The sequence below is a fragment of the Roseibium sp. genome (genome assembly GCF_965232425.1).
In the GTDB taxonomy this organism is placed as follows: domain Bacteria; phylum Pseudomonadota; class Alphaproteobacteria; order Rhizobiales; family Stappiaceae; genus Roseibium.
This window is the reverse complement of record NZ_OZ246971.1, coordinates 2,224,936-2,245,707: the sequence shown is the minus strand read 5'-3', so window position 1 is coordinate 2,245,707 and position 20,772 is coordinate 2,224,936. Positions and strand designations below refer to the sequence as shown.

At 61.9% G+C, this 20,772-nt stretch carries 22 protein-coding genes; 5 read left to right on the top strand and 17 right to left on the bottom strand.

Annotated elements, in window-relative coordinates; genetic code table 11:
• Positions 1-30 precede the first annotated feature (30 nt).
• The 7 genes from ACO08A_RS10165 to ACO08A_RS10135 all read right to left on the bottom strand — a co-directional run bounded on the left by ACO08A_RS10165 (position 31) and on the right by ACO08A_RS10135 (position 5,496).
• Positions 31-645, bottom strand: coding sequence for a flavin reductase family protein (locus tag ACO08A_RS10165; RefSeq protein ID WP_422040976.1), 615 nt, complete (start codon positions 643-645; stop codon positions 31-33).
• 4 nt (positions 646-649) lie between these two features.
• Positions 650-1,579: an N-carbamoyl-D-amino-acid hydrolase gene (locus ACO08A_RS10160; protein WP_422040975.1), complete on the bottom strand. Its 930-nt coding sequence runs from the start codon at positions 1,577-1,579 to the stop codon at positions 650-652.
• A gap of 15 nt (positions 1,580-1,594) precedes the next feature.
• A complete protein-coding gene (locus ACO08A_RS10155; protein ID WP_422040974.1) occupies positions 1,595-2,260 on the bottom strand; it encodes an amino acid ABC transporter permease in 666 nt (221 codons plus the stop codon).
• Positions 2,260-2,943, bottom strand: coding sequence for an amino acid ABC transporter permease (locus tag ACO08A_RS10150; protein ID WP_421980574.1), 684 nt, complete (start codon positions 2,941-2,943; stop codon positions 2,260-2,262). The genes ACO08A_RS10155 and ACO08A_RS10150 overlap by 1 nt, the downstream gene beginning before the upstream one ends.
• 16 nt (positions 2,944-2,959) lie before the next feature.
• Entirely contained in the window at positions 2,960-3,703 is a 744-nt protein-coding gene (locus tag ACO08A_RS10145; protein ID WP_422040973.1) for an amino acid ABC transporter ATP-binding protein, read from the bottom strand.
• 75 nt (positions 3,704-3,778) lie between these two features.
• The gene (locus ACO08A_RS10140) at positions 3,779-4,618 is read right to left on the bottom strand and encodes a transporter substrate-binding domain-containing protein (protein ID WP_422040972.1); all 840 of its coding nucleotides are present in this window, start codon (positions 4,616-4,618) and stop codon (positions 3,779-3,781) included.
• Between the two features lie 590 nt (positions 4,619-5,208).
• Positions 5,209-5,496 carry a DUF1330 domain-containing protein gene (locus tag ACO08A_RS10135; protein ID WP_422040971.1) on the bottom strand — a complete coding sequence of 96 codons (288 nt, stop codon included), beginning with the start codon at positions 5,494-5,496 and terminating at the stop codon, positions 5,209-5,211.
• A 122-nt stretch (positions 5,497-5,618) separates the two neighbouring features.
• On the opposite strand from ACO08A_RS10135, the gene ACO08A_RS10130 reads away from it, so the two are divergent.
• Positions 5,619-6,479, top strand: a complete 861-nt coding sequence (locus tag ACO08A_RS10130; RefSeq protein ID WP_422040970.1) for a LysR substrate-binding domain-containing protein — start codon at positions 5,619-5,621, stop codon at positions 6,477-6,479.
• Between the two features lie 66 nt (positions 6,480-6,545).
• On the opposite strand, the gene ACO08A_RS10125 is transcribed toward ACO08A_RS10130, so the two are convergent.
• The 6 genes from ACO08A_RS10125 to ACO08A_RS10100 all read right to left on the bottom strand — a co-directional run bounded on the left by ACO08A_RS10125 (position 6,546) and on the right by ACO08A_RS10100 (position 13,153).
• Complete coding sequence (locus ACO08A_RS10125; RefSeq protein WP_422040969.1) at positions 6,546-7,526, bottom strand: D-2-hydroxyacid dehydrogenase family protein; 981 nt, start codon at positions 7,524-7,526, stop codon at positions 6,546-6,548.
• A complete protein-coding gene (locus ACO08A_RS10120) occupies positions 7,523-7,756 on the bottom strand; it encodes a hypothetical protein (protein WP_421980580.1) in 234 nt (77 codons plus the stop codon). The genes ACO08A_RS10125 and ACO08A_RS10120 overlap by 4 nt, the downstream gene beginning before the upstream one ends.
• A 33-nt stretch (positions 7,757-7,789) precedes the next feature.
• The gene (locus ACO08A_RS10115) at positions 7,790-8,881 is read right to left on the bottom strand and encodes a 4-oxalomesaconate tautomerase (protein ID WP_422040968.1); all 1,092 of its coding nucleotides are present in this window, start codon (positions 8,879-8,881) and stop codon (positions 7,790-7,792) included.
• Positions 8,878-9,939 carry an isocitrate/isopropylmalate dehydrogenase family protein gene (locus ACO08A_RS10110; RefSeq protein WP_422040967.1) on the bottom strand — a complete coding sequence of 354 codons (1,062 nt, stop codon included), beginning with the start codon at positions 9,937-9,939 and terminating at the stop codon, positions 8,878-8,880. Before ACO08A_RS10110 ends, ACO08A_RS10115 begins: the two co-directional genes overlap by 4 nt.
• Positions 9,940-9,948: 9 nt before the next feature.
• A complete protein-coding gene (locus ACO08A_RS10105) occupies positions 9,949-11,976 on the bottom strand; it encodes a tripartite tricarboxylate transporter permease (protein WP_422040966.1) in 2,028 nt (675 codons plus the stop codon).
• 70 nt (positions 11,977-12,046) lie between these two features.
• Entirely contained in the window at positions 12,047-13,153 is a 1,107-nt protein-coding gene (locus ACO08A_RS10100) for a tricarboxylate transporter (protein WP_421980584.1), read from the bottom strand.
• 126 nt (positions 13,154-13,279) lie between these two features.
• Here ACO08A_RS10100 and ACO08A_RS10095 point away from each other — a divergent pair, with 126 nt between their 5' ends.
• On the top strand, positions 13,280-13,951 hold the full coding sequence (locus ACO08A_RS10095) for a response regulator transcription factor (protein ID WP_422040965.1): 672 nt from the start codon (positions 13,280-13,282) through the stop codon (positions 13,949-13,951).
• Positions 13,948-15,309: a sensor histidine kinase gene (locus ACO08A_RS10090; protein ID WP_422040964.1), complete on the top strand. Its 1,362-nt coding sequence runs from the start codon at positions 13,948-13,950 to the stop codon at positions 15,307-15,309. The genes ACO08A_RS10095 and ACO08A_RS10090 overlap by 4 nt, the downstream gene beginning before the upstream one ends.
• 53 nt (positions 15,310-15,362) lie before the next feature.
• Here the strand turns inward: ACO08A_RS10090 and ACO08A_RS10085 are convergent, their stop codons facing one another.
• Both ACO08A_RS10085 and ACO08A_RS10080 read right to left on the bottom strand, forming a co-directional pair.
• Positions 15,363-15,923, bottom strand: a complete 561-nt coding sequence (locus ACO08A_RS10085) for a luciferase family protein (RefSeq protein WP_422040963.1) — start codon at positions 15,921-15,923, stop codon at positions 15,363-15,365.
• Positions 15,924-15,944: 21 nt separating this feature from the next.
• Positions 15,945-16,415 carry a cytochrome c gene (locus tag ACO08A_RS10080; RefSeq protein WP_319384985.1) on the bottom strand — a complete coding sequence of 157 codons (471 nt, stop codon included), beginning with the start codon at positions 16,413-16,415 and terminating at the stop codon, positions 15,945-15,947.
• Between the two features lie 97 nt (positions 16,416-16,512).
• Between ACO08A_RS10080 and ACO08A_RS10075 the strand changes: the two genes are divergently transcribed.
• Complete coding sequence (locus ACO08A_RS10075) at positions 16,513-17,400, top strand: LysR family transcriptional regulator (RefSeq protein WP_422040962.1); 888 nt, start codon at positions 16,513-16,515, stop codon at positions 17,398-17,400.
• 56 nt (positions 17,401-17,456) lie between these two features.
• Here the strand turns inward: ACO08A_RS10075 and ACO08A_RS10070 are convergent, their stop codons facing one another.
• Complete coding sequence (locus ACO08A_RS10070; RefSeq protein WP_422040961.1) at positions 17,457-18,338, bottom strand: homocysteine S-methyltransferase family protein; 882 nt, start codon at positions 18,336-18,338, stop codon at positions 17,457-17,459.
• 150 nt (positions 18,339-18,488) lie between these two features.
• Positions 18,489-19,028 (bottom strand): helix-turn-helix transcriptional regulator, encoded by a 540-nt coding sequence (locus tag ACO08A_RS10065; RefSeq protein ID WP_422040960.1) that lies wholly within the window; start codon positions 19,026-19,028, stop codon positions 18,489-18,491.
• Between the two features lie 220 nt (positions 19,029-19,248).
• Here ACO08A_RS10065 and ACO08A_RS10060 point away from each other — a divergent pair, with 220 nt between their 5' ends.
• The gene (locus ACO08A_RS10060) at positions 19,249-20,769 is read left to right on the top strand and encodes a multicopper oxidase domain-containing protein (protein ID WP_422040959.1); all 1,521 of its coding nucleotides are present in this window, start codon (positions 19,249-19,251) and stop codon (positions 20,767-20,769) included.
• The last annotated feature ends 3 nt before the right edge of the window (positions 20,770-20,772 follow it).

Genomic DNA, 20,772 nt, shown 5'->3' with positions numbered 1-20,772 from the left:
TCTCCTCCAAACATGACGGTCCGCAGGCGGCTAGCTGCCGGGCTGCGGAACGGTAAGATTAAAACGGTCTTGCGTTTCGCAATACTCGGTTCCGTGCAGCCGTCCGACCGGCATATAGGCAGACGCATCGACATGCAGGGTCGCGGCGTCGACCAGGCCCGGCCTGGCATGCAACGCGAGTATCTCGGCGATGCACAGATGCCGGAGTGGCGTGATCTGGCGCATTTCGAACAGGCGGCATTCGAAGCGGATCGGCGCTTCGGCAATACCGGGCGGCGCGACGATATGCGATGGCGTCGCTGTCAGGCCCGCGAAGTCGAGTTCGCTACGGTCCGGTCCGAGATCGGCGGCGCAGGCAGCCATTTCCGACGCCATGTGCCTGTCGGCGAGGTTTATGACCAGTTCGCCGCTCTCGATGATGTTCCGGGTCGTGTCCTTGATTGTCCCGGTGTCGCGGCGCGATTCCAGTCCAAGGATGGCAAGCGCGGGATCTTCGGAAAAGACGTTGAAGAAACTGAAAGGCGCGGCGTTGACCACCCCGTCGGGCGAGATCGTGCTGACCAGCGCGATCGGGCGCGGGACCACGGTGGCGGTGAGAAGCTTGTAACGCTGCTGCGGCAACAGGGCCGTGAAGTCCAGGAACATCAGCTCATTCCGGCGGCAGTACGGTGCCGGTCCGCTCGGTGATCAGACCGTAGTGCTCGATCCGCCGGTGCCTGGCGAAGTCGAAAATCGTTTCCTTGCCGAAATTGCACAGGTCGAGATCGCAGGCGTGGACGAGGATTTCGTCGTCCTCTGTCTTGCTTTCTGCGACGATTTTACCGTTCGGGTCGACAATGAGACTACCGCCGATCAGGGGATGCCCGTCCTCGACGCCGGCCTTTGCGACTGCAATCACCCAGGTCGCATTCTGGTAGGCGCCCGCCTGAACGCTCAGGCGGTGATGGAACAGGCGGTCCTCCGGCCCTTCCTGCGACATCTGGGAATTGACTGCCGGCGTGTTGAATCCGAGCATCACCATCTCGACGCCCTGCAGCCCCATGACGCGATAGGTTTCCGGCCAGCGCCGGTCATTGCAGATACACATTCCCAGAATGCCGCCCTGGCTTCGCCAGACGGGAAATCCGAGGTCTCCCGGCTCGAAGTAGCGCTTTTCCAGATGCTGAAAGGCGCGCTTGGTATCGTAGTCCGCGTGGCCCGGAAGATGGATTTTCCGGTATTTGCCGATGATGTCACCTTGAGGCGACAGCAGGATGGACGTGTTGAAGTGATGCCCATCCGGCGTTTTTTCCGCATATCCCAGATACATGCCGATGCCATAGGCCTTCGCGCGGTCGAAAAGCGGCCGGGTTTCCGCAGATGGCAACTCCGTTTCGAACCAGCTGTCGACCTCCGCCTGATCCTCCATGTACCAGCGCGGGAAAAACGTCGTCAGAGCAAGCTCGGGGAAGACGGCGAGCGTCGCGCCGGCATCCTTTGCCCTGTCAAGGAGTGCAATCATCCGCTCAACCACGTCCTTGCGCGTATCGGCCTTCTGGATCGGGCCCATTTGCAGTGCGGCGGTTACGATCTCACGCATCAATCGATCTCCTGATCATGTCGAAAGCTTGCGTTCCAGGCGGCTGGCCAGACGGACGGCCGGCCACAGGAGCACAAGGTAAAAGCACGCAGCCATGACGATTGGCGAAGCGTTGTAGGTGACGGAACGGGCCATGTCGGCAGAGTAGAGCAGTTCGGCAAAGGCGACGACACTGGCAAGCGATGTCAGCTTGACCACTTCGATCGTGTTGCTGACAAGGTCCGGCAAAACGTTTCTGACCGCTTGCGGCAGGATCACGTAGACCATGGACTGGAAACCGGTGAGACCGGTCGATCTCGCGGCCTCGTCCTGGCCCGTGCCGATCGATTCGATCCCGGCCCGGTAGATCTCGCCGTAATAGGCGGAATTGTTCAGGAGGAAGGACAGGCAGACGGCTGCGAACGGGCTGAGGCGAATGCCGGCAAAGGGCAGCCCGGCTGATATCATGATCAGCAGCGCCAGCGGCGGGATGGCCCTGAAGATGTCCACCAGAATGGCGACAGGCCATCGGATCCAGCGCCTTTCCGATGTGCTCAGGAGCGCGACGGCAAGTCCGCCGAGAAGCCCGCTGGGAATGACGACGATGCAGAGCAGCAGCGTCATGCCGAACCCGCGCAGCATGATCGGCCAGGCCTGGACCATGATGTCGACATTGAAGAACTGAAGCAGGATCTGTTCCATCAGAGCCGCCTCCAGGCATAGGCCTTTTCAAGCCGCCGTCCCGCATAGACCACCGGAATGAACAGGATGAGATAGGCGATCGTTGCCATCATCAAAGGCGTTGCGTTGGCTGCGAAGGATTGAGCCGTGGTGGCCTGATTGAGAAGTTCGGGAACGCCGATCACCATGCCGAGCGCGGTGTTCTTGGTGATCGCGATCGTCCGGTTGGTCAGCGGCGCGACCGTCATCCGCACCGCCTGGGGGATGACGACGTAGATCAGGGTCTGAAAGCGCCCCAGCCCGGTCGACCGCGCAGCCTGCCATTGGCCTTCCGGAACCGAGAGAATGCCCGCCCAGAAGATTTCCTCGGCAAAGGCCGACAGAACCAGCGTCAGCACGATCCACAAGACCAGAAAACCGGAGAGATTGATCCCGAGATTCGGCAGGCCGAAATAGAGTATGAGAATGAGAACGAGCGGTGGCAGCGCCCGCAGCAGATCCACGAAGATGACGATTGGCAGATTGATCGCCCTGAAGCCGTAGCTGCGCAGAACCGCGAGCGCGAGACCGAGCGATATGCCGCTGACGATGACCAGGATTGCAATCTGGCAGGTCACGAACAGGCCGCTGACGATATCGGGCCAGTATTGCTGCATCACCTCCGGTTTGAAGAAGGTGTCCACGAAGCGGTCGAAACGGGTCATCTCATTCAAAAGGGCTCTAGTGATAGGCTTCTTGCAGGAAAGTCCGGGTGCGTGCGTGCACTGGTTCGTCGAAGATCTGTGCGGGAGGGCCGGCTTCCACGATCTGTCCTTCCGCCATGAAGACCACGTGATCGGATGCGGCTTTCGCAAAGCGCATCTCGTGGCTGACGACGAGCATGGTCATGCCGTCGTCTTTCAGCTGCCGCATGACTTTCAGAACCTCTCCGACCAGTTCCGGGTCCAGCGCGCTGGTCGGTTCGTCGAACAGCATGATTTTTGGTTCAAGCGCCAGTGAGCGGGCTATTGCGACCCTTTGCTGCTGACCGCCTGAAAGCTGGTTCGGGTAGTGTCCCGCCCGGTCCGACAGGCCGACGCGCTCCAGCTGCTTCAGGGCAATGGCCTCCGCCTCCGCGCGGCTTTTGCCGAGAACCTTGCGCAACGCCAGCATGACGTTGCCCTGCGCGCTCATATGCGGATAGAGATTGAACGACTGGAAGACCATGCCTATGCCACGCCGGACGCGGTTCAGATTGATGGAGCGATGGGTGATGTCTTCGCCATCCACGTAGATCTTGCCGGATGTCGGGGTTTCCAGGCGGTTGCAGCATCTCAGGAGACTGCTTTTGCCTGACCCGGACGGCCCGATCAGGAACGTCATCTCTCCGGTTCCGGCCTCCAGGGTGATGCCCCTGAGGGCGTCGACATCGCCATAGCGAAGATGAAGATTGTCAATCGTGAGGATGGGCAGTCTGTGCGACACGCGGAAAATTCCTGAAGTCAGAACAGGGCCGGGCAGGCTCTGGCGGCCCGCCCGGCTTGTCTTTCTTGAAAAAGATCAGGAGCAGCTCAGCTCGTGAGGTTCGGACACGTATCCCTCCAGATCGGGGACACCGTATCCGGGGTAGACCGTCGCGGCTGCCGAGCCTTCAGCCGGTGTGACACCGAACCACTTTTCGGACAGTTCCGCGAGCACGCCCTTGGACTTGAGGCATTCCAGCGCGCCTTCGACTTTCGCCCTGAGTTCGGGCTTGTCCTTCGGGAACGGAATGGCAAAGACCTTGCCGGTCGAATGCAGGTAGGAGAGCTTCAGCGCGGGCGTCTTCTTCACGGCCCATGCGCTGACCGTGTTGCCGGCGACATTTGCGAATGCGCGTCCGGACAGGACCGCCTGCACCGCATCGCTGTTGGTGCCGTAGGACTCGACCACCCAGCCGACCTCATCGGTCAGGTCACGGGCCCACTTGTCATAGGCGGACCCCTTGTTGACGGCGATGGTCTTGCCTTTGAAGCCATCGAGGCTGTCGATGTCTTCCGCCTCGGCTTTGACGACGAACTGGAAGTCGGTGTTCAGATAGCCCTCGCTGAACAGAATGCTCTTCGTGCGTTCTTCGGTGACGGTTGTCGGCGCAACGAGGAAGTCGTAGGTGCCGGCCTGCATGCCCGGCAGGAGACCGGACCACTGCGCTGCGGTGACGTTCAGCGTCGCGCCCATTTCCTTGCCGAGTGCTTCGGCAAGATCGACGTTGAACCCTTCGACACCGCCATCGAGTTTCGGCATTGCGTGCGGGGCGAAGGTGCCGTCCAGGGCGACGTTGTAAACCTCCTCGGCAGCGGCAGGTGTGAGCGCCAGGCAGGCGGTAAGGGCGAGAGCCGTTCGAAAGCCTTTGAAATTCATGTAAATCTCCTTGCGATCATGCTGCTGCTATCGGGAGTGGAAAAGCAGCACGCGGGAAACAGAACATTGATGGCGCGGGAAGGCGCTATCGGCGGTGTCGAGCGGATGCGCGATCAGAAATTAAGCATGCAAAATAATGCGTCACGTTCAATAATTGGAGCTATTATATTACAGATATAAATATAATCTCACATTATGAATTCTTGATCCCGGGCGCATGGATAGCGGTTCTGCCGTTGCGGGAAGGGAGCAACGGAAAAACGAATTCCGCAGGGCCGATTTAGTTTCTAAAATATTGAATTAAAGAAGTTTTCGATTTGGCTTGCGTTTCGGTGGGTCGCCCGCCCGCGGGACGGAACAGGCAGCGTTCTGGCTACACCATGGACGCAGGCGAAAACCGCAAAGAATCTGTTGCGGTGGCAGGCGGAAACGGAAGCGCCTTGGCGATGCACCCCGGATGAAGCCACCAAAGGGCCGGGTCCCGAAGTGGCCGGGTCCTGGAAACCGGACAAAAAGAAGCCCGCCAACCATGTGTGACGGGCTTCGTTTCTTTCCGGCGGGGGTCATGGGCGTCACGGCGCTTAAAAGCATCAGGTGCCTTCGATGATCAGGAAATCGGCCTCCGCATTCGCCATTCTGATCTCGCGCGCCGCCTGATATTCCGGCGAGTCGTAGCAGGCCAGAGCCGTCTGGAAGTCCCTGAATTCCACGACGACGTTGCGGTCGCGGGACTTGCCTTCCGGGTCCCTGAATTGGCCGCCTCTGACGAGGAAGCGCGCGTCGTATTTCTCGAACGCCTGTCTGGCTGCGGCAAGGTAGGCGGGATAATTCTCCGCGTTTCTGACCGACACCCGAACGACCCAGTATCCTTTTGACATGTGCATCTCCTGTTTTCAGATCCTGGATGGCATTGCATCTGCAGGACGGGTCTGGACATACGGCTTTCCTTGCATGAGAAAAAATGAATAATTGAGAACGAAACATTCTCTGGAAGAGATGCATGGAACTGAGTGACCTGAAGATATTCGTTGCCGTCGTGCGCGAGGGCGGCATCACCCGGGCTGCCGAAAAGCTTCATCGTGTGCAATCCAACGTCACGACCCGGGTCCGGCAGCTGGAAGACAAGTTGAACACCAAATTGTTCGACCGGCGCGGAAAGCGTCTCGTGCTGACCCCCGCAGGCCGGACCCTGCTGGACTATGCGGACCGGTTGCTCGCCTTGGCGAGCGAGACGGAGGCCGCCGTTCAGGGAGGCAGGCCGCGCGGTGTATTTCGGTTGGGATCCATGGAAAGCACGGCCGCCGTGCGTCTTCCCGCCCCTCTTTCGATCTATGCGCAAAAGTTTCCTGATGTCGTTCTGGAGCTCAGAACGGGAAACCCGACACAGTTGGCCAACGCGCTCCTGGCTGGTGAGATTGATGCTGCGCTCGTGGCCGAGCCGGTTGCGGAGGCCAGGTTCGACTCGATCGTCGCCTTCGAGGAGGAACCGGTCATCGTCACATCGACGGAGCATCCCCCGATTGACCGCAAGGGGAGCGTGCCCGGCACCATGATCGTATTCGAGCATGGCTGTCCGCACAGGCGCAGGCTGGAGGAGTGGTACGCGCTCCGCGACGAGATGCCGGAGCGCACGATCGAACTCGGCTCGTATCACGCGATGCTTGGCTGCGTTCTGACCGGCATGGGGGCCGCGCTTGTGCCCAAAAGCGTGATCGCGACCTTTCCCGAAAGCCGCCGCCTGCGCATCAATACGTTACCGGACGGTCAGAACCGGATCCGCACGCTGCTGATCTGGCCCAGGAACAGCCGTTCACCCAAGATCGAGGGTTTGCGGCGCATTCTCCAGGAAGAGGCCGCCTGACACCTGCTGCCCGCGTCCGGGATGCCCGGCTATGGCTGGACCGTGCGCGACCCCGGAGCACCTGTGTCAGTCTTCGCCGCCGGTCCAGACCTGCGGGTTGATCATGTTGATCGGCTCGCCGCTGGAATAGGCATTCACCTGGTCGAAGATGTCGGAGAACTGCAGATCGAATTCATCTTCGGTCACATACCCGATATGCGGCGTTGGCAGTACGTTCGGATGGGTGAGCAGCGGGTTGGCGGTGTCGGTCAGCGGTTCCGTGTCGAAGACGTCGACGGCGGCGAAGATCCTGTTTCGTGCGATCTCCGCTTCAAGCGCACCCTGGACGATCAGGCCCGAACGGGACGTGTTGACCAGAAGGGACCGCGGTCGCATGGCGGCGAGATCGTCCGCCGTGATGATGCCTTTCGTGTCCGGTTTCAACCGCACGTGCAGGCTGACAATGTCTGACGTTCCGAAGAAGGCGTCCCGGCTCTCGGCCAACCGAACGCCGTCGGCCTCTGCCCGTGCGCGTCCGGCATCCGAAGACCACCATTGCACCTTCATGCCGATGGCGTCGGCGTAACCGGCGACAGCCTTGGCGATGCGTCCGTAGCCGTAAAGGCCGAGCGTCCTGCCACGCAGGCTCCGGCCGACACCCATCTGCCAGTTGCCGCCCCGGATCGAGGCGACCTGTTCGGGGATTTGCCGGAAGCTTGCCAGGATCAGCGTCAGTGTGAGTTCCGCCGCCGCATAGCTCGGTGTGCCCGCATGCATGTTGGAGCAGAGCAAGACGCCGTTCCTGGTACAGGCATCGACATCGATATGCGGGTAGACGCTGCGCTGGGAGATCAGTTTCAGGCCCGGAAGCCGGTCAAGCAGGTCAGCCGTGACTTTTGTGCGTTCGCGGAACAGGACCACCGCCTCCGCCGCTTCGAGGCGCGATGCCAGAACGGCCGGGTCCTCGACATGGTCCGTCCAGACCGTGACATCGTGATTTTCGAGTTTGGCGTAACACGGCAGTGTGCGCAGCGTATCGAACCAGTCGTCCAGAATATGTACTTTCATCGGCTCTCCACACCGCTGCCTTCAACCAGTGTCCGGGGGGTCGGTACGAACACGTCCATGTGCAAGGCAGTCAGGGCCCTGGTGATCTGCGCGCGCTTTGACAGGAGGTGGTTATACTGCGCATCGCAGCCGGAAACGGGTGTCGGGTAATCCCTGATTTCATCCGCGATCGACTGCCGTGCGCATTCCAGCGCAGCGCGTGCTTCATCGAGACTGTCTTCGAAATGCATCCTGTTCTCCTGTCCTGCCTCCGGCGCTGCCTTTCAGGATCCGGACCAGACATCGCCCGGAACGAAGACGTCGCCCGCGGCCAGTTTCCGGGCGGTGCGCATCAATCCGGCAGAGATGACATGGTACTGCCCGTCCTCGTCGCCGTAGTCTATCACGACTTCCATTTTGCCCATCGGGTGTTCCAGTTCAATCCTCACCGGAGACGACGGTGGTGCGGGCACGAGGCCTTCGGCGACCGTGCCGGGGGCCAGTATGCAGGACGCCAGGCACTGCGAGCCCGTGACCGCGAGAGTGGGATGGCAGTTCCACGGCATGAAATAACGGACGGCGGCGGTGCCCCCCTCACGCGCCGGTGCCAGCAGTCCGAATTTCGGGATGACGGATTTTGTGACATCTCCCAAACCCATTCGTTCGCCGGCAATCAGCCGCACGGCCTCCATTTTTTCAAAAAGTGCCTTGTTCGCATCCAGTTCCGCCGCGCTTTCATACCCGGTGATCCCGAAGTCCTCGGCGCGGCCGATGACCATCGCCATGGCGACATCCATGCAGGAAACCTCCAGGCCGTTGATCTCTTCCCTAGACTGTCCGGTCGGAAACAGGCCGCTCGTTGCACTGCCCTCCACATCCATGAACTGCAACTGGATGGGCGCAGCCGTGCCCGGGACGCCATCGATCGACGCCTTGCCGTCATAGCGGACCTGTTTGCCCGGTGTCTGGACAAGCGCGGCGACGCGCGTGCCCGTGTTGACCGCCCGGATCCTGACTTCCGTGACATCGCCGACGGGCTCGACGAGCCCCATCTCGATGGCCGCCGGTCCGACGCCGACAAGGATGTTGCCGCAGGACGGCTTGTAGTCGACGAGCTTCTCCTCGACGCTGACCTGCGCGAAGAAATAGTCCACATCCGCCCAGTCGTCCTCCGATTTCGAGAGCATGGCAACCTTGGTCGTCACAGCGGTGCCGCCGCCGATGCCGTCGATATTGAACGGATGACCCGCACCGACGATGGCAACCAGGACCTCCGACAACCGGTCGAGATCTTCCGGCAGATCACTGCGGTTCATGTAGGGTCCGCGCGAGGATCCCCCGCGCATGAAGAGAAAGGGGATGGCTGTCTGCGTCATGCGTCGCTTTCCTCTATGAGCTTGACCAGGACGGAGGCAAAGGCCTGCGTGCCGAGCGGGCCTCCGAGGTCCGCTGTCCGGGTCTCCGGGTGGGCGAGTGCGGTTTTCAGGGCGCTGTCGATCGCCGCAGCGGCCTTGGCCTGTCCGAGGTGGCGCAGCAGCATGGCGGCCGAGCCGATCAGGGACGTCGGGTTTGCCCGGTCCTGCCCGGCAATGTCCGGTGCGGAACCGTGCTGGGCCTGTGCCGCCGCGTTCTGCGGGCCGACATTCAGGGAGGCTGCCAGTCCGAGCCCGCCGGCAAGTTCGGTGGCAAGATCCGACAGGATGTCGCCGAACATGTTGGTCGTCACGATAACGTCGAAGCGGCCCGGATCGCGGACCAGCAGCGCCGCCGCCGCATCGACCAGGACCTCGTCATATGCGAGACCCGGATAGTCCGCGGCGATCCGCCGGATCACCTCCAGAAAGAGGCCGTCGCTCGTGCGCATCACGTTCGCCTTGTGAACGGCCGTGACCTTTTTGCGCCCGGTGCTTTCGGCGAACCGGAAGGCCGCGCGCCCGATCCGTTCGCTGCCACGTTCGGTTATCAGCCGCATCGCCATCGCCACACCCGGCACCGGCATGAACTCGCCGCTCCCGGCGTAAAGGTTGCGGTCGGCGTAGAACCCCTCGAGATTTTCCCGGAAAATCACCAGGTCGACATCCACGCCTGTCGGCGTCGGCAAGCCGCTGAAACTCCGAGCGGGCCGGATGTTGGCGTAAAGATCGAGTTTCCTGCGCAGCACGCCCGACGGATTGAGGCCGCCGGCTTCCTTTGGCGGATAATCGTTGTGCGAGACCGGCCCGAGAATGACGCCGTCCGCGGCGAGCGCGGCTTCGATGACGGCATCTGCGATCGTGCTGTCACCGGTCTCCAGGGACGCAAAACCTATGGTGCGATCCGTGAGTTCGATCCGTTCGCCCGACCTGGCGCAGGCAGCCGCCACGATGCGTTTCGTGGCGGCCATTATTTCCGGGCCGATGCCGTCGCCGGCAAGACAGAGCAGCGAGAGCGTCATGCTGCTGCCTTACGTTAGTGGCCACGGCAGGGTGACATAGGACTGCAGCAGTCCCGGCGGGAAGTCTCGGTTGAGCAGCCAGGCCATGCCGCACATGAACGCGATCCCGCAGGCGCCATAGCCAAGCGCGTAAGGCAGGCTGCGCTTCGCACGATAGTGAATGAACGCCACCAGGAAGCCGGCAAGCGCCAGGATGAACCCGATCAGCGACGTCAGGATCAGAAGACCGGCAAACCAGGCCAGCGTCGGCCACAGGCCATGCTGGTTGCCTTCCGAGTTTCCGGCCTCGCTGTCGCTGAACAGCGGGCTCGTCTCGGGGCTGGTGCGCATCCGGAACAAAAGGATCAGGCAGCCGATGATCGACACCAGGCCGACGAATTGCGGGAAGACCCGATCCGCGGAGGCATAGTCTGGGATCAGCGAGGCATTGGTGAATGCAAAGGCAAGGTAAGCGAAGATCGCCAGCAGGAAGATCAGCGGCGCGCGTTTGCTTCCCGTTGGAACGTCTCCTTCCGCGCGGATGTTCTTGGACTGGCGCAGGCCGATGACAACCGACACGATCGTGATGATGATGAGGACGATCACGATCGGCGAGAAGATGTACTCCATGCCCTCCGCGAAGCCCTTGCGGAAGCGCGACGCGGCGATCTGGACCGCCTGGTTGGTGTATGTTTCCGCCGGATTGGACAGCACGAACCCGATCAGGAAGGCGGGCCGCGACCAGTCGAACCGCCGCATCAGGATGCCGAGCAGGCCGATGGCGAACAGCGCCACCAGATCCATCAGGTTTTGCCCCGACTGGAACGCGGCAAACGAGATGATCATGAACAGGAACGGCGCAAGCAGCGCGAAGGGAATGGTTGTCAGGCGCGCGATGCCGCCGGAGCCGAGAATGCAGATGATCGTTCCGACGACGTTTGCCAGCGCAAGCAGCCAGACAATTGCGTAGGTGACGTCGAGATTGTTCTTCAGCATCGACGGCCCGACCTCGATCTGGCCGGAGCCGAGCAGGGCGACGGCACCGATGAAGACGGCCATGGAGCCGGAACCCGGAATACCGAACAAAAGCGTCGGCACCAGGCCGCCGCCTTCCTTGGCGTTGTTGGAGCTTTCCGGCCCGATGACGCCGCGCACGTCGCCACTGCCGAATTTGGACTTGTCCTTCGATGTCTGCACCGTGTGGCCGTAGGCGATCCAGTCGACAACGGAGCCGCCGAGACCGGGGATGACACCGACGGTAACGCCGATCAATGAACAGCGGATGCTGAGCCAGATATTGGCGAACCAGTCGCGCACGCCGTGAAGCCAGCCGCCGCCGAGCATGGAGCGCTCCGATATCGCGCGGTCCTGGCGCAACAGGGCGACGATTTCCGGAATCGCGAAGATGCCGAGGCCGACAATGACCAGTTTCAGGCCATCGGTGAGATAAGGCATGTCATAGGTCGCCATGCGCAGCGCGCCGGCGCTGTCGCCTTCGCCGATGGTTCCGACCATCAGGCCGAGGCCGGCGGCGACGATGCCCTTGATGGCGACCTGACCGGCCAGAATACCGACCATCGACAGGCCGAACAGTGTGATCATCAGAAGTTCCGGGGTCCGGAACTCCAGAACGATCGGTCGGGCGACCAGGATGAAGACGGTCAGAAACGCCGCGCCAACGAGACCGCCGAAAAGGGACGACGCAAAGGCAGCTGAGAGGGCCCGCGCGGCTTCGCCCTTCTTGGCCAGCGGAAAGCCGTCGAGAACGGTCGCCTGCGAGGCGGAGGAGCCGGGAATGCCCATGAGGACGGAGGCGAACGTATCCGATGTCGGGACGACGGCGACCATGCCGATCATGAGCGCAAGACCGAGGACGGGATCCATGCCGAACATGAACGGCAGCAGCAGCGACAGACCGGCGATGCCGCCGAGCCCGGGGAAAACCCCGATGCAAAGGCCCATCACCACGCCGAGAATCAGGTAGCCGATGACGGCGGGCTGAAAGATCATCGCCGACGCATCGGCGAGCGCAGGTAAAGCGGTGCCAAGAATGTCCACTGGATCGCCCCGGATTTTGTTTTTCAGGAAAGGGAGCCCGTCCGGTCAGCCCGGACGGGCGGAAGTGCTGTTACTTGAGGGAGACGCCGTAGCGCTCCTGTAGCCAGCCGACCACGAATTCCTTTGCACTGTCGGGCACTTCGGTCGCGCTCTTGAGGGCGCTGTCAGCCTCGGCACCTGTCATCTGCGGGTACTTTCCGAGCCGTCCTGCGGAAATCTCCGCGAAGTCGCCGCGTGCCTTGACCGCATCAAACGCCTTGGAATAGGTGTCGATGGCATCCTGGGATGCGCCGTTCGGCAGGAACACCATCTTCTGGGCCGGGAACCCGGCGATGAAGAACGCCTTCCAGGCATCCCATTTTTCGCCCGAGGTTTCGCAGCCTTCGGTCGCCTCGCAGACTTCCTTGAAGGTCGGCATGTCGGGGAACGTCGGATCGCGGACGATGTTGCCGTCGGCATCCAGGGCACCCCAGCTCATCATCGGCACGGCCGTTCCGGCTTCGACCAGCGGCGTCACGCCTTTCAGGTAGGACGAAGACGTCTGGTAATCGATGTTGGCTTCACCGCGCTCGAACATCAGGCGGCCGTCACCGCGGCCCTTGATGCCGAAGACGGGCTCGACATTCAGGCCGAGCATTTCCCAGGCCAGAAGCGGAACGAGATCGAGCCGCGTCGCGCCCTGGGAACCGTAGATGAAATCGGTCTCCTTCAGCGCGCTGGCATCGTTGCCGCTCATCTTCGCGGCCAGATCCGGCGGCAGGTAGGCGACACCGCCCGTGCCGGACGCCAGAACCACGTTCCAGTCCTTGTAGTCGTAGCGCACGCGCGGATCGCCGAGCAGGTACGGGAACTGGGTGGAGCCGGACGAGCCGAAGATCACCGTGCCTTCGCTGTCGGCGAATTTCTGGTTCTGGAACCAGTTGGCGCCTTTCGTGGAACCGGCACCCGGCATGAATTTCACGACGACGGTCGGCTGGCCCGGAAGCGCTTCGCTCAGGAGCGGCGCATAGAAGTTCGCCCACTTGGCGGACCCGCCTGTTTCGGAGAAGGGAATGACCCATTCGACTGTTTTGCCGGAAAGGTCGAGATCGGCCGCAAGGGCCTGGGCCGGTACGAAGGCACCGGCAGCAAGTGTCACACTCAGCGCCAGCTGGCGCGCAAGCTTTTTCAAAACCATGTTTTCCTCCCAATGGCGCGGGCTGTGTGTTCCCGCAGCCTCACTCTCAGCGCTCGCAAAAGCGACTTGATGCTGGCAGTGTTCCCTGCGAAGCTTGCAACAAGCTTTCATCGAAAAAGAATAAAAATGCGGATCGCACTCGTAGAAGACAATGTCAGTCTGGCAAAGGGGATCGCCTATCAGCTGCGCGATGCCGGCCATTCGGTGGATATTCTCCATGACGGCGACGAGGCGGATGTGTTTCTGAAACAGGAAGGCGGCGATCTCGTCATTTTGGACATCAACCTGCCCGGCAGGAGCGGGCTGGACCTTCTGACGGATCTCAGGGAACGCGATGATCCGAGACCGGTCATTCTTCTGACCGCCCGGTCCGAAACGGAAGACCGGGTGATGGGACTGGACGCGGGCGCCGACGACTACCTGGTCAAGCCGTTTGAGATGGAAGAGCTCGCGGCAAGGATCCGCGCGCTTGGCCGGCGCAAGGGTGTCGTGCCACGGCAGCTCATCGAGATCGGTCCGTTGAAACTGGATGCCGGCGCGCTGCAATTGCTTGACGGCTCCGACGCCCTGGAAGTTCCGCGGCGCGAGCTTGCATTGCTTGCCGCGCTGGCCCAGGCGAACGGGCGTACGGTCTCCAAGGCGAGCCTTTTGGACCAGCTTTACGGCGCGGGCAGCGAGACAGACGAGAAAGTCATCGAGGTCTATGCCTCTAGGCTGCGCAAGCGTCTTGCTCCTTACGGCGTCAACATCCAGGTTCATCGCGGCATCGGCTACTCCCTCGGCAAGGCGTCCGCATGAAGAGAACTTATTCTCTGCGCCTGCGCCTGACCCTGATCATCCTCGTTCCGCTGCTGTTCGTCGCCGGTGCGACCGGCCTGTGGCAGCTCAACAATGCAAGGGTGACCGCCGGTGAAGTCTTTGACAGGAGCTTACAGTCGGCAGCGCTCGCGGTTGCCAACGACGTTGCTCTGTCCGGCGGTGACGCCCTGGCGTCGAGCACGCGCAAGATCCTGTCCGACACATCGGGCGGACGGGTCTTCTACCACGTCTATGCACCCGACGGCGTCATCGTCACCGGCTATGCAACACCGCCGGTGGGCATCCCGCTCGCCGGCGACGGCGATTTCAGCCCTGTCTATTTCAACGCGGAATACCTCGGCCGGGACGTGCGCGGGTTTCGCATGCGCACCCGCATGCAGGTCGACGACTTCAGCGGCCTTTTCACGACGACCGTCTGGCAGGATGTCGCCATCCGCGCGGCCTTCGTCCAGGACCTGATGCTGCGCTCGCTGGTGACGATCTCGTCCATCATCACGTCCCTGTCGCTGATCGTCTGGTTCGGCATCCGCATCGGACTGCACCCGTTGAACGACCTGCAACAGGCGATCGACCTGCGGTCCGGCGAGGTCCTGAAGCCCATCCAAAGACCGGTTCCGGTCGAGGTCGAGGGGATCGTGCGCACCCTCAACCGGCTGCTTGGCCAGGTGTCCGAAGCCATGGCGACGCAGAGCGAGTTCATTTCAAATGCCGCCCATCAGCTGCGCAACCCGGTCGCCGGCGTTCTGGCACTTGCGGAATCCGTCCGCTCCGCCCCGAACGAGCGGGCCATGCGCGAGCGCGCGGGTGATCTCGTCGACGCTGCGAAGGAAACGAGCCACCTGGCGCAGAAGCTCCTGACCTATGAGCGCACCAAGTCGATCAGTCCGGCTTCGGCGCAGGAAACGTTTTCGGTCAATGAACTGGTCGATGGTGTGACAAGGGACTTTCAGGGCAGAAACAATGGCGGACCGGCGATCTCCGCACGGATGCCGGACGGGGACATCTCCGTCACCGGAGACCGGACGATGATCCGCGAGGCGGTGTCCAATCTGGTCGACAATGCCATGAAGCATGGTGGTGCAGGCCTGTCCGAGATCACCGTCGCGCTGGAGACCGCCCCGGAAGCGGCAACGATTGTCGTCAGGGACGATGGCCAGGGGCTGACCGAGGCGCAGATACAGACCGCGCTTCAGCGTTTCGGCCAGGTTTCGGAACGCAGCGACGGCAGCGGTCTCGGATTGCCGATCGTGGAAAGGGTCGCCGAACGGCATGGCGGCGGTCTAAAGCTCCGCGGGAACGACCCCGGTCTCGAGGCGCGCTTCACCATTGCGCGATAGGAGACGACGCCGGCAAGAGCGGTCTCCGTTCCCGCCCTGACGAATGCGGGGCTTCAGAGCTCCGTTGCTTCGTGATCGTCACCGGTCACGTAGTTGTAGCCGTCCACGAGCAGCTGGAAGACAATATCCGTCTCCTCCCGGGTGCGCGGCGTATAAAGGAGGACGAAACCTTCCCAGCCCGGCCGGCTGTCCGCCCAGGGATGCATGGCCGCCCATCCGGCCTTCACGGCTTCGCGGGCGCGCGCCGGCGGCAGCGAAGCGTGCAGACTGCCATCCGGATGCAAATGGGCAAACTCCCGTCCGCCGACGATCGCCTGGGGCCGTGCCAGGTCGATGGTCTCGCTCAGCCAGAAGCCCTTGGCGCCCGGAAGCGAGATCACCGTGGCGCGGAGCTTGACCCCCGGCAAGGCCGCCACGCGTTGCAACAGGCGGTCCGACAGCTGCGGAACGGGCTCTGCACCGATCTGGATGTGCGGGACACGATTGGTGGTGGCGGGCACCTCACCATCCCGTTTCGGCAGCCGGTCGTCTCCGGCCCGCGCTGACACGAGGGCGAGCCCGGCTATCATGAAAACCGCGACGGCAATCCGCCGCGGCATATGCCATGTTTTCATCTTTGCACAATAGCGGTTCGTCTATTCCGCTTCCCGGAATTTCGTGTGGCAATCCTTGCAGGCACCGCCAATGGCACCGATATTCGCGCGAACGGCATCGACGCCGTCACCGGCAACGTCGCTCATGGCGACCGCCGCCGCTGCAAGTTTCTTGTTGATCTCGGCGCTTTCCGGATAGGTCGACCAGGCTTCGACCTTTGCGCGTGTCTTTCCGGGCAGGGCCGTGCTGTCGGATCCCTGTGGCCAGGCCGAGCCCATGTTCATGGTTGCCATGATCTTGATGTTTTCCGCCGCGATCTGGGCGGCTTCCGCATTGTATTCGATATCCCCTTTTGCCATGGCGCCCAACTGGCCCAGGTTCCACGCATAAAGCGCCATGACCGCCTTGCGTGCCTTGATGGCGTTGTCGAAATGCCCGTCTGCGACGGACGTGCCCATACCGGCAGTGAAGACGAATACGAGTGAGCAGAAAACCTTCAATCCGTTTTTCATCAGACTCTCCTCTCATGTGCAGAATTGAACATCAGATAAGTCTCATGATCTAATGCGCTGATAAATTCTCTAAATTGCGACAAAAGGCTGTGCGCAGATGCACAAACTCAGATGGGACGATCTTCAATATGTCCACGCGGTTGCCGAGCAGGGATCGCTTTCTGCGGCCTCGCGCGCGCTCGGTGTGAACCACGCGACCGTCCTGAGACGGATCGCGCTCCTGGAAGCGTCCTGCGAGGTCAAGCTGTTCGACAGGCAGAAAGACGGGTATCGGCTGCGTCCCGAAGGCCGGGCGCTTCTGGCATCGCTCAAGCTCATGGACCACGCCTCGGCCAGGATCAGGAGAAGCCTGGATTCGACCGCCAAGGGCATCGAGGGCACGTTCCGTCTTGCGACGACGGACACGATTGCCTGCCTGCTTTTGCCCGACTATCTGGAAAACCTTCGGCAGATGCACCCGAACGTCAATATCGAGGTTGCCGTTTCGAACGATCCGATCGACCTGTCGCTTTCGGGTGCCGAGATCCTTGTGCGGCCCGGCCCGGATCTGCCACCGGAGCTGAGCGGTCTCAAGATCGGAACAGTTGAATTCGGCGTCTTCGGCTCTCCGGATTATCTGGCCCGCACCGGGGACCTGCCCGTCAGAGCGCACAAATGGCTGGGGACCGCCCCTGGCTTTGCAGGATCCACTGTTGGCGAATGGCAGCTTTCCAACGTCGAAAACCGGCGCGAGTTTTCCGCGGACAGCTTCCTCATGCTGGCGGCTCTGGCCGAGAGGGGGCTCGGCCTTGCCATGCTGCCTGTCTTTGTCGGGCAGAAATCCGGGCGGCTCGTTTCGTTCGGCGACCGTGCCGGGCTGCCTTCAACCGGACTATGGGTGGCGACACACAAGGATTTCCGGCAGCAGCGGGACATCGAAGCGCTGCTTGAATTTTTCGCCGGTGCCCTGCGCCGCGACACGCGGGAAGGCGCAGCGGTCTCGTGACCGCACAAGCGCCACGGCAGAGCTGCGTGCGCGCGGAAATCCAATCCGGTTCGGTTCTAGCCGAAACGTCGCGCAAGCTCTTGAATATGCGCCGGTCCCACTTCGCAGCAGCCGCCGACGATCGTCGCGCCGGAAGCAATCCAGCCGCCGACATGGTCGGCATAGGCGTCCGGCGTGAGATCGACACGGGACGTCAACTTCGTCACGGCGCTGCCTGCGCTCAGGAATTCCTTGCTGATCCCGGTGAACCCGTTGGCGTAGCCGCCGGTTGGCAGGCCGGCTTCCTTCGTGGCTTTCAGTCCGGCGGTTACGGCTTCCGGTATGGAGCAGTTCAGCAGGATGGCCTGCGGGGACAGCGCGGCAACTTCGCGGATGGCATCCGCGAGGCTCTCTCCCGAGCGCAGTTTCGTACCATCTCCATCGTCGACCGTAAGCCCGATCCAGACCGGTTTGCCGTGGCCGAGCGCGCCTGTGACCGCGGCCCGTGCCTGCTCGATCGAAGCGATCGTCTCGATCAGGTAGGAATCGACGAAATCCGCCTGGATGCGGCAGATTTCAGCGTAAAGCTCTACGGATTCCTCTTCCGGCGGGGCGCCATCGTGGCTGTAGGACCAGCCGAGGGGACCGACGGACCCGACCACCGATCCGGAACCGTGCGCATCGCGCGAGCGGCAGGCGATTTCGCATGCCTGCTGCTGCAGCTCTTCGAACCGGTCTTCAATCCCGTTCGGGCGCAGGCGGTCGCGATGGATCGCATAGGTGTTCGCCGTTGCCACATGTGCACCGGCAGTGAAATAGGAATCGTGGATCGCTCCGACGAGATCCGGCCGTTCCATCATGATCCGTGTCGACCAGAGCCCTGTCGGCTCCAGCCCGCTCAGGCGGACAAGCTCCTGGCCCATGCCGCCGTCGAGAATTGTTATTTTGTTCGTTTCCACCACTGCACCCGGATGATTGTTGGTTTTGTGTCCGATCCCGGGGACCGCGATACGGCCGGGCCCGTGTCCAAGCGTTCGGGGGTTATATCTCGCTATCGGGGCCTGACAAGACCGGGACGCGACGTTTTCAGGTCGCGATGCGTCTCCAGGTCATCCGTCCTGCACCGGAAGGGGATCGAGCATGTCCTCGAAGAACCATGCGGTCAGCTCGTTCCGACTGGAAACACCGGCTTTCCGGTAGACAGTGGAGGCCTGCTGGCGCACCGTTTTTTCACGTGTATCTCTCAGCCCGGCGATTTCCCGGAACGTGAGACCTTTCAGCATGCCGATCACGACATCCTGCTCACTGGCTGTGAGGTTCCAGGCATCGAACTGCTTCTGCATGACCGCGCGGTACTGCCCCGCAAGTTCGACCGAACGGGGGTCGATCCGCGCCAGTCGGCCGCGCGCTTTTTCAAGCTGTCCGCTCAGCTCCAGGAGCGTTTTCTGCTGGACATGGCGATCGTAGAGAAAGGCGCCCAGCACCAGTGCGCTGATCAATAGCCTGGCAAGATCGTCGCCCATGGAACCGAGCGTTTCGCCTGCCCGGAATTCGTTGAAAACTTCAACGACGCTCGTGGCAAACACGATCAGAACGAACGCCGCAAAGAAGGTTCGCCAATTCCACAACGGCCCGTTCGTATCCAGCATGAAGTCGTTCCCTTTATTGCGTGTCTTTGGCAGCCTGGCACATGGTCGAGCCGTCCGAATTGACCCTATGTCCCATAGTCCCGACGGTCGATCCGGCATTTGTCCGATAGACGAATACCTACACGTTTCCCATTCACAAATGCATCGGGGCGCCATGCGCGGTTTCGCTGTGGCTTACGGCAAGTGCCCCCCACCGTATTTGCTGAATTGGAGATCAGATATGTCGCTCACATTTTCCCGGCGCCAGTTCCTCGCAGGTGGCCTTGCGCTCACAGGCACTTGCCTTGTGGGGCCGGCATGGTCGAACACGGCGCGACCGCGGCTGCCGATCCCGCCCCTTGCCGACGGCACGGACGGCACACCGCTGGACCTGACGATCCGCGCAGGCATGTGGTCTTTCAAACCGGGCGTCATGACACCGACGATCGGTGTCAACCAGGACTACCTGGGTCCAACCATTCGCACGCGGCGGAACACCGACCTCACCCTCAACTACCACAACACCTTGACGGAAGGCGTCTCCGTCCATGGGCACGGCCTGCATGTCCCGGGGAATGTCGACGGCGGGCCGCAGCTGGAAATGCCACCTGGAGAAAGCTGGCAGCCGACGCTGTCGATCGTCCAGCCGGCAGCCACCTGCTGGTATCACTCCCATACCCATGGCAAGACGGGAGACCAGGTCTATCGCGGTCTCGCGGGCATGATCATCATCGATGACGATGAAGCCGTCTCAAAGGAACTTCCGAACCGATACGGCGTCGACGATCTTCCGGTGATCCTTCAGGACAGAACCTTCGATGCGGCGGGGCGGCTGGTCTATTCGCTGGAAGAGGCCGGGGAAGACGGCTGGTTCGGCGACACGGCCATCATCAACGGTGCCTTGTCGCCGGTCGCCGAGGTTCCCGCCGGCAAGGTTCGTCTTCGCCTTCTCAACGGCGCGAACGCGCGATTTTATATCCTGGCATTTGCGGACAACCGGACCTTTTACAAGATTGCCAGCGATGGCGGCCTGCTGGAAGCGCCCGTGCCGATGACAACCATGGAAATGTCTCCCGGCGAACGGTGCGAGATCATTGTGGACCTGTCCGGAGACACTTCGGCTGAACTGCTGACATTCTTCGAGGACGATATAGATGAGGAAGGCGAGGGGATCGTTTCCGGTCTCATGGGTCTGCTGACCGGACCCGGTCAGTCAGCCCCGCCCGCCTCGCTGCTGTTGACGGTCGACCGGACACTGGTCGCGAATACCGTGCCCGTTCCCGAACGCCTGGCGACCATCGAGCGTCCGGACCCGGACGAGATCACGAAAACGCGCGAATTCGTCCTGGAAATGGATCATGGCGAGAGCGAAAGCGCCCATGCGCAGGGCCACGGTGCACATGCGGGACATGCCATGAGCATGACGATCAACGGGGCCGCGATGGACATGGGCGTGATCAACGAGCGCGTCGAGCGCGGTGTCTGGGAGCGCTGGCGCATTCGCTCCGATCAGGGCGCGCACCCGTTCCATGTGCACGGCTGTTCCTTCCTGATCGAACAGATGGAGGGCGCAGCTGTCACCCCCGATCAGGGCGGCTTGAAGGACACGGTGGTGTTGGACGACGACGACTGGTCGGAAATTGTCGTCCGCTTCGATCACCTTGCGAGCGATGACTTTCCCTACATGTATCACTGCCACATTCTGGAACACGAGGATCAGGGCATGATGGGGCAGTTCACGGTGACCGACAGAACCGGATGAAGG

Coding starts and splice junctions, on each gene's coding strand:
- ACO08A_RS10165 (WP_422040976.1), bottom strand. CDS start 645: ATGTTCCTGGACTTCACGGCCCTGTTGCCGCAGCAGCGTTACAAGCTT.
- ACO08A_RS10160 (WP_422040975.1), bottom strand. CDS start 1,579: ATGCGTGAGATCGTAACCGCCGCACTGCAAATGGGCCCGATCCAGAAG.
- ACO08A_RS10155 (WP_422040974.1), bottom strand. CDS start 2,260: ATGGAACAGATCCTGCTTCAGTTCTTCAATGTCGACATCATGGTCCAG.
- ACO08A_RS10150 (WP_421980574.1), bottom strand. CDS start 2,943: ATGACCCGTTTCGACCGCTTCGTGGACACCTTCTTCAAACCGGAGGTG.
- ACO08A_RS10140 (WP_422040972.1), bottom strand. CDS start 4,618: ATGAATTTCAAAGGCTTTCGAACGGCTCTCGCCCTTACCGCCTGCCTG.
- ACO08A_RS10135 (WP_422040971.1), bottom strand. CDS start 5,496: ATGTCAAAAGGATACTGGGTCGTTCGGGTGTCGGTCAGAAACGCGGAG.
- ACO08A_RS10130 (WP_422040970.1), top strand. CDS start 5,619: ATGGAACTGAGTGACCTGAAGATATTCGTTGCCGTCGTGCGCGAGGGC.
- ACO08A_RS10125 (WP_422040969.1), bottom strand. CDS start 7,526: ATGAAAGTACATATTCTGGACGACTGGTTCGATACGCTGCGCACACTG.
- ACO08A_RS10120 (WP_421980580.1), bottom strand. CDS start 7,756: ATGCATTTCGAAGACAGTCTCGATGAAGCACGCGCTGCGCTGGAATGC.
- ACO08A_RS10115 (WP_422040968.1), bottom strand. CDS start 8,881: ATGACGCAGACAGCCATCCCCTTTCTCTTCATGCGCGGGGGATCCTCG.
- ACO08A_RS10110 (WP_422040967.1), bottom strand. CDS start 9,939: ATGACGCTCTCGCTGCTCTGTCTTGCCGGCGACGGCATCGGCCCGGAA.
- ACO08A_RS10100 (WP_421980584.1), bottom strand. CDS start 13,153: ATGGTTTTGAAAAAGCTTGCGCGCCAGCTGGCGCTGAGTGTGACACTT.
- ACO08A_RS10095 (WP_422040965.1), top strand. CDS start 13,280: ATGCGGATCGCACTCGTAGAAGACAATGTCAGTCTGGCAAAGGGGATC.
- ACO08A_RS10090 (WP_422040964.1), top strand. CDS start 13,948: ATGAAGAGAACTTATTCTCTGCGCCTGCGCCTGACCCTGATCATCCTC.
- ACO08A_RS10085 (WP_422040963.1), bottom strand. CDS start 15,923: ATGAAAACATGGCATATGCCGCGGCGGATTGCCGTCGCGGTTTTCATG.
- ACO08A_RS10080 (WP_319384985.1), bottom strand. CDS start 16,415: ATGAAAAACGGATTGAAGGTTTTCTGCTCACTCGTATTCGTCTTCACT.
- ACO08A_RS10075 (WP_422040962.1), top strand. CDS start 16,513: ATGCACAAACTCAGATGGGACGATCTTCAATATGTCCACGCGGTTGCC.
- ACO08A_RS10065 (WP_422040960.1), bottom strand. CDS start 19,028: ATGCTGGATACGAACGGGCCGTTGTGGAATTGGCGAACCTTCTTTGCG.
- ACO08A_RS10060 (WP_422040959.1), top strand. CDS start 19,249: ATGTCGCTCACATTTTCCCGGCGCCAGTTCCTCGCAGGTGGCCTTGCG.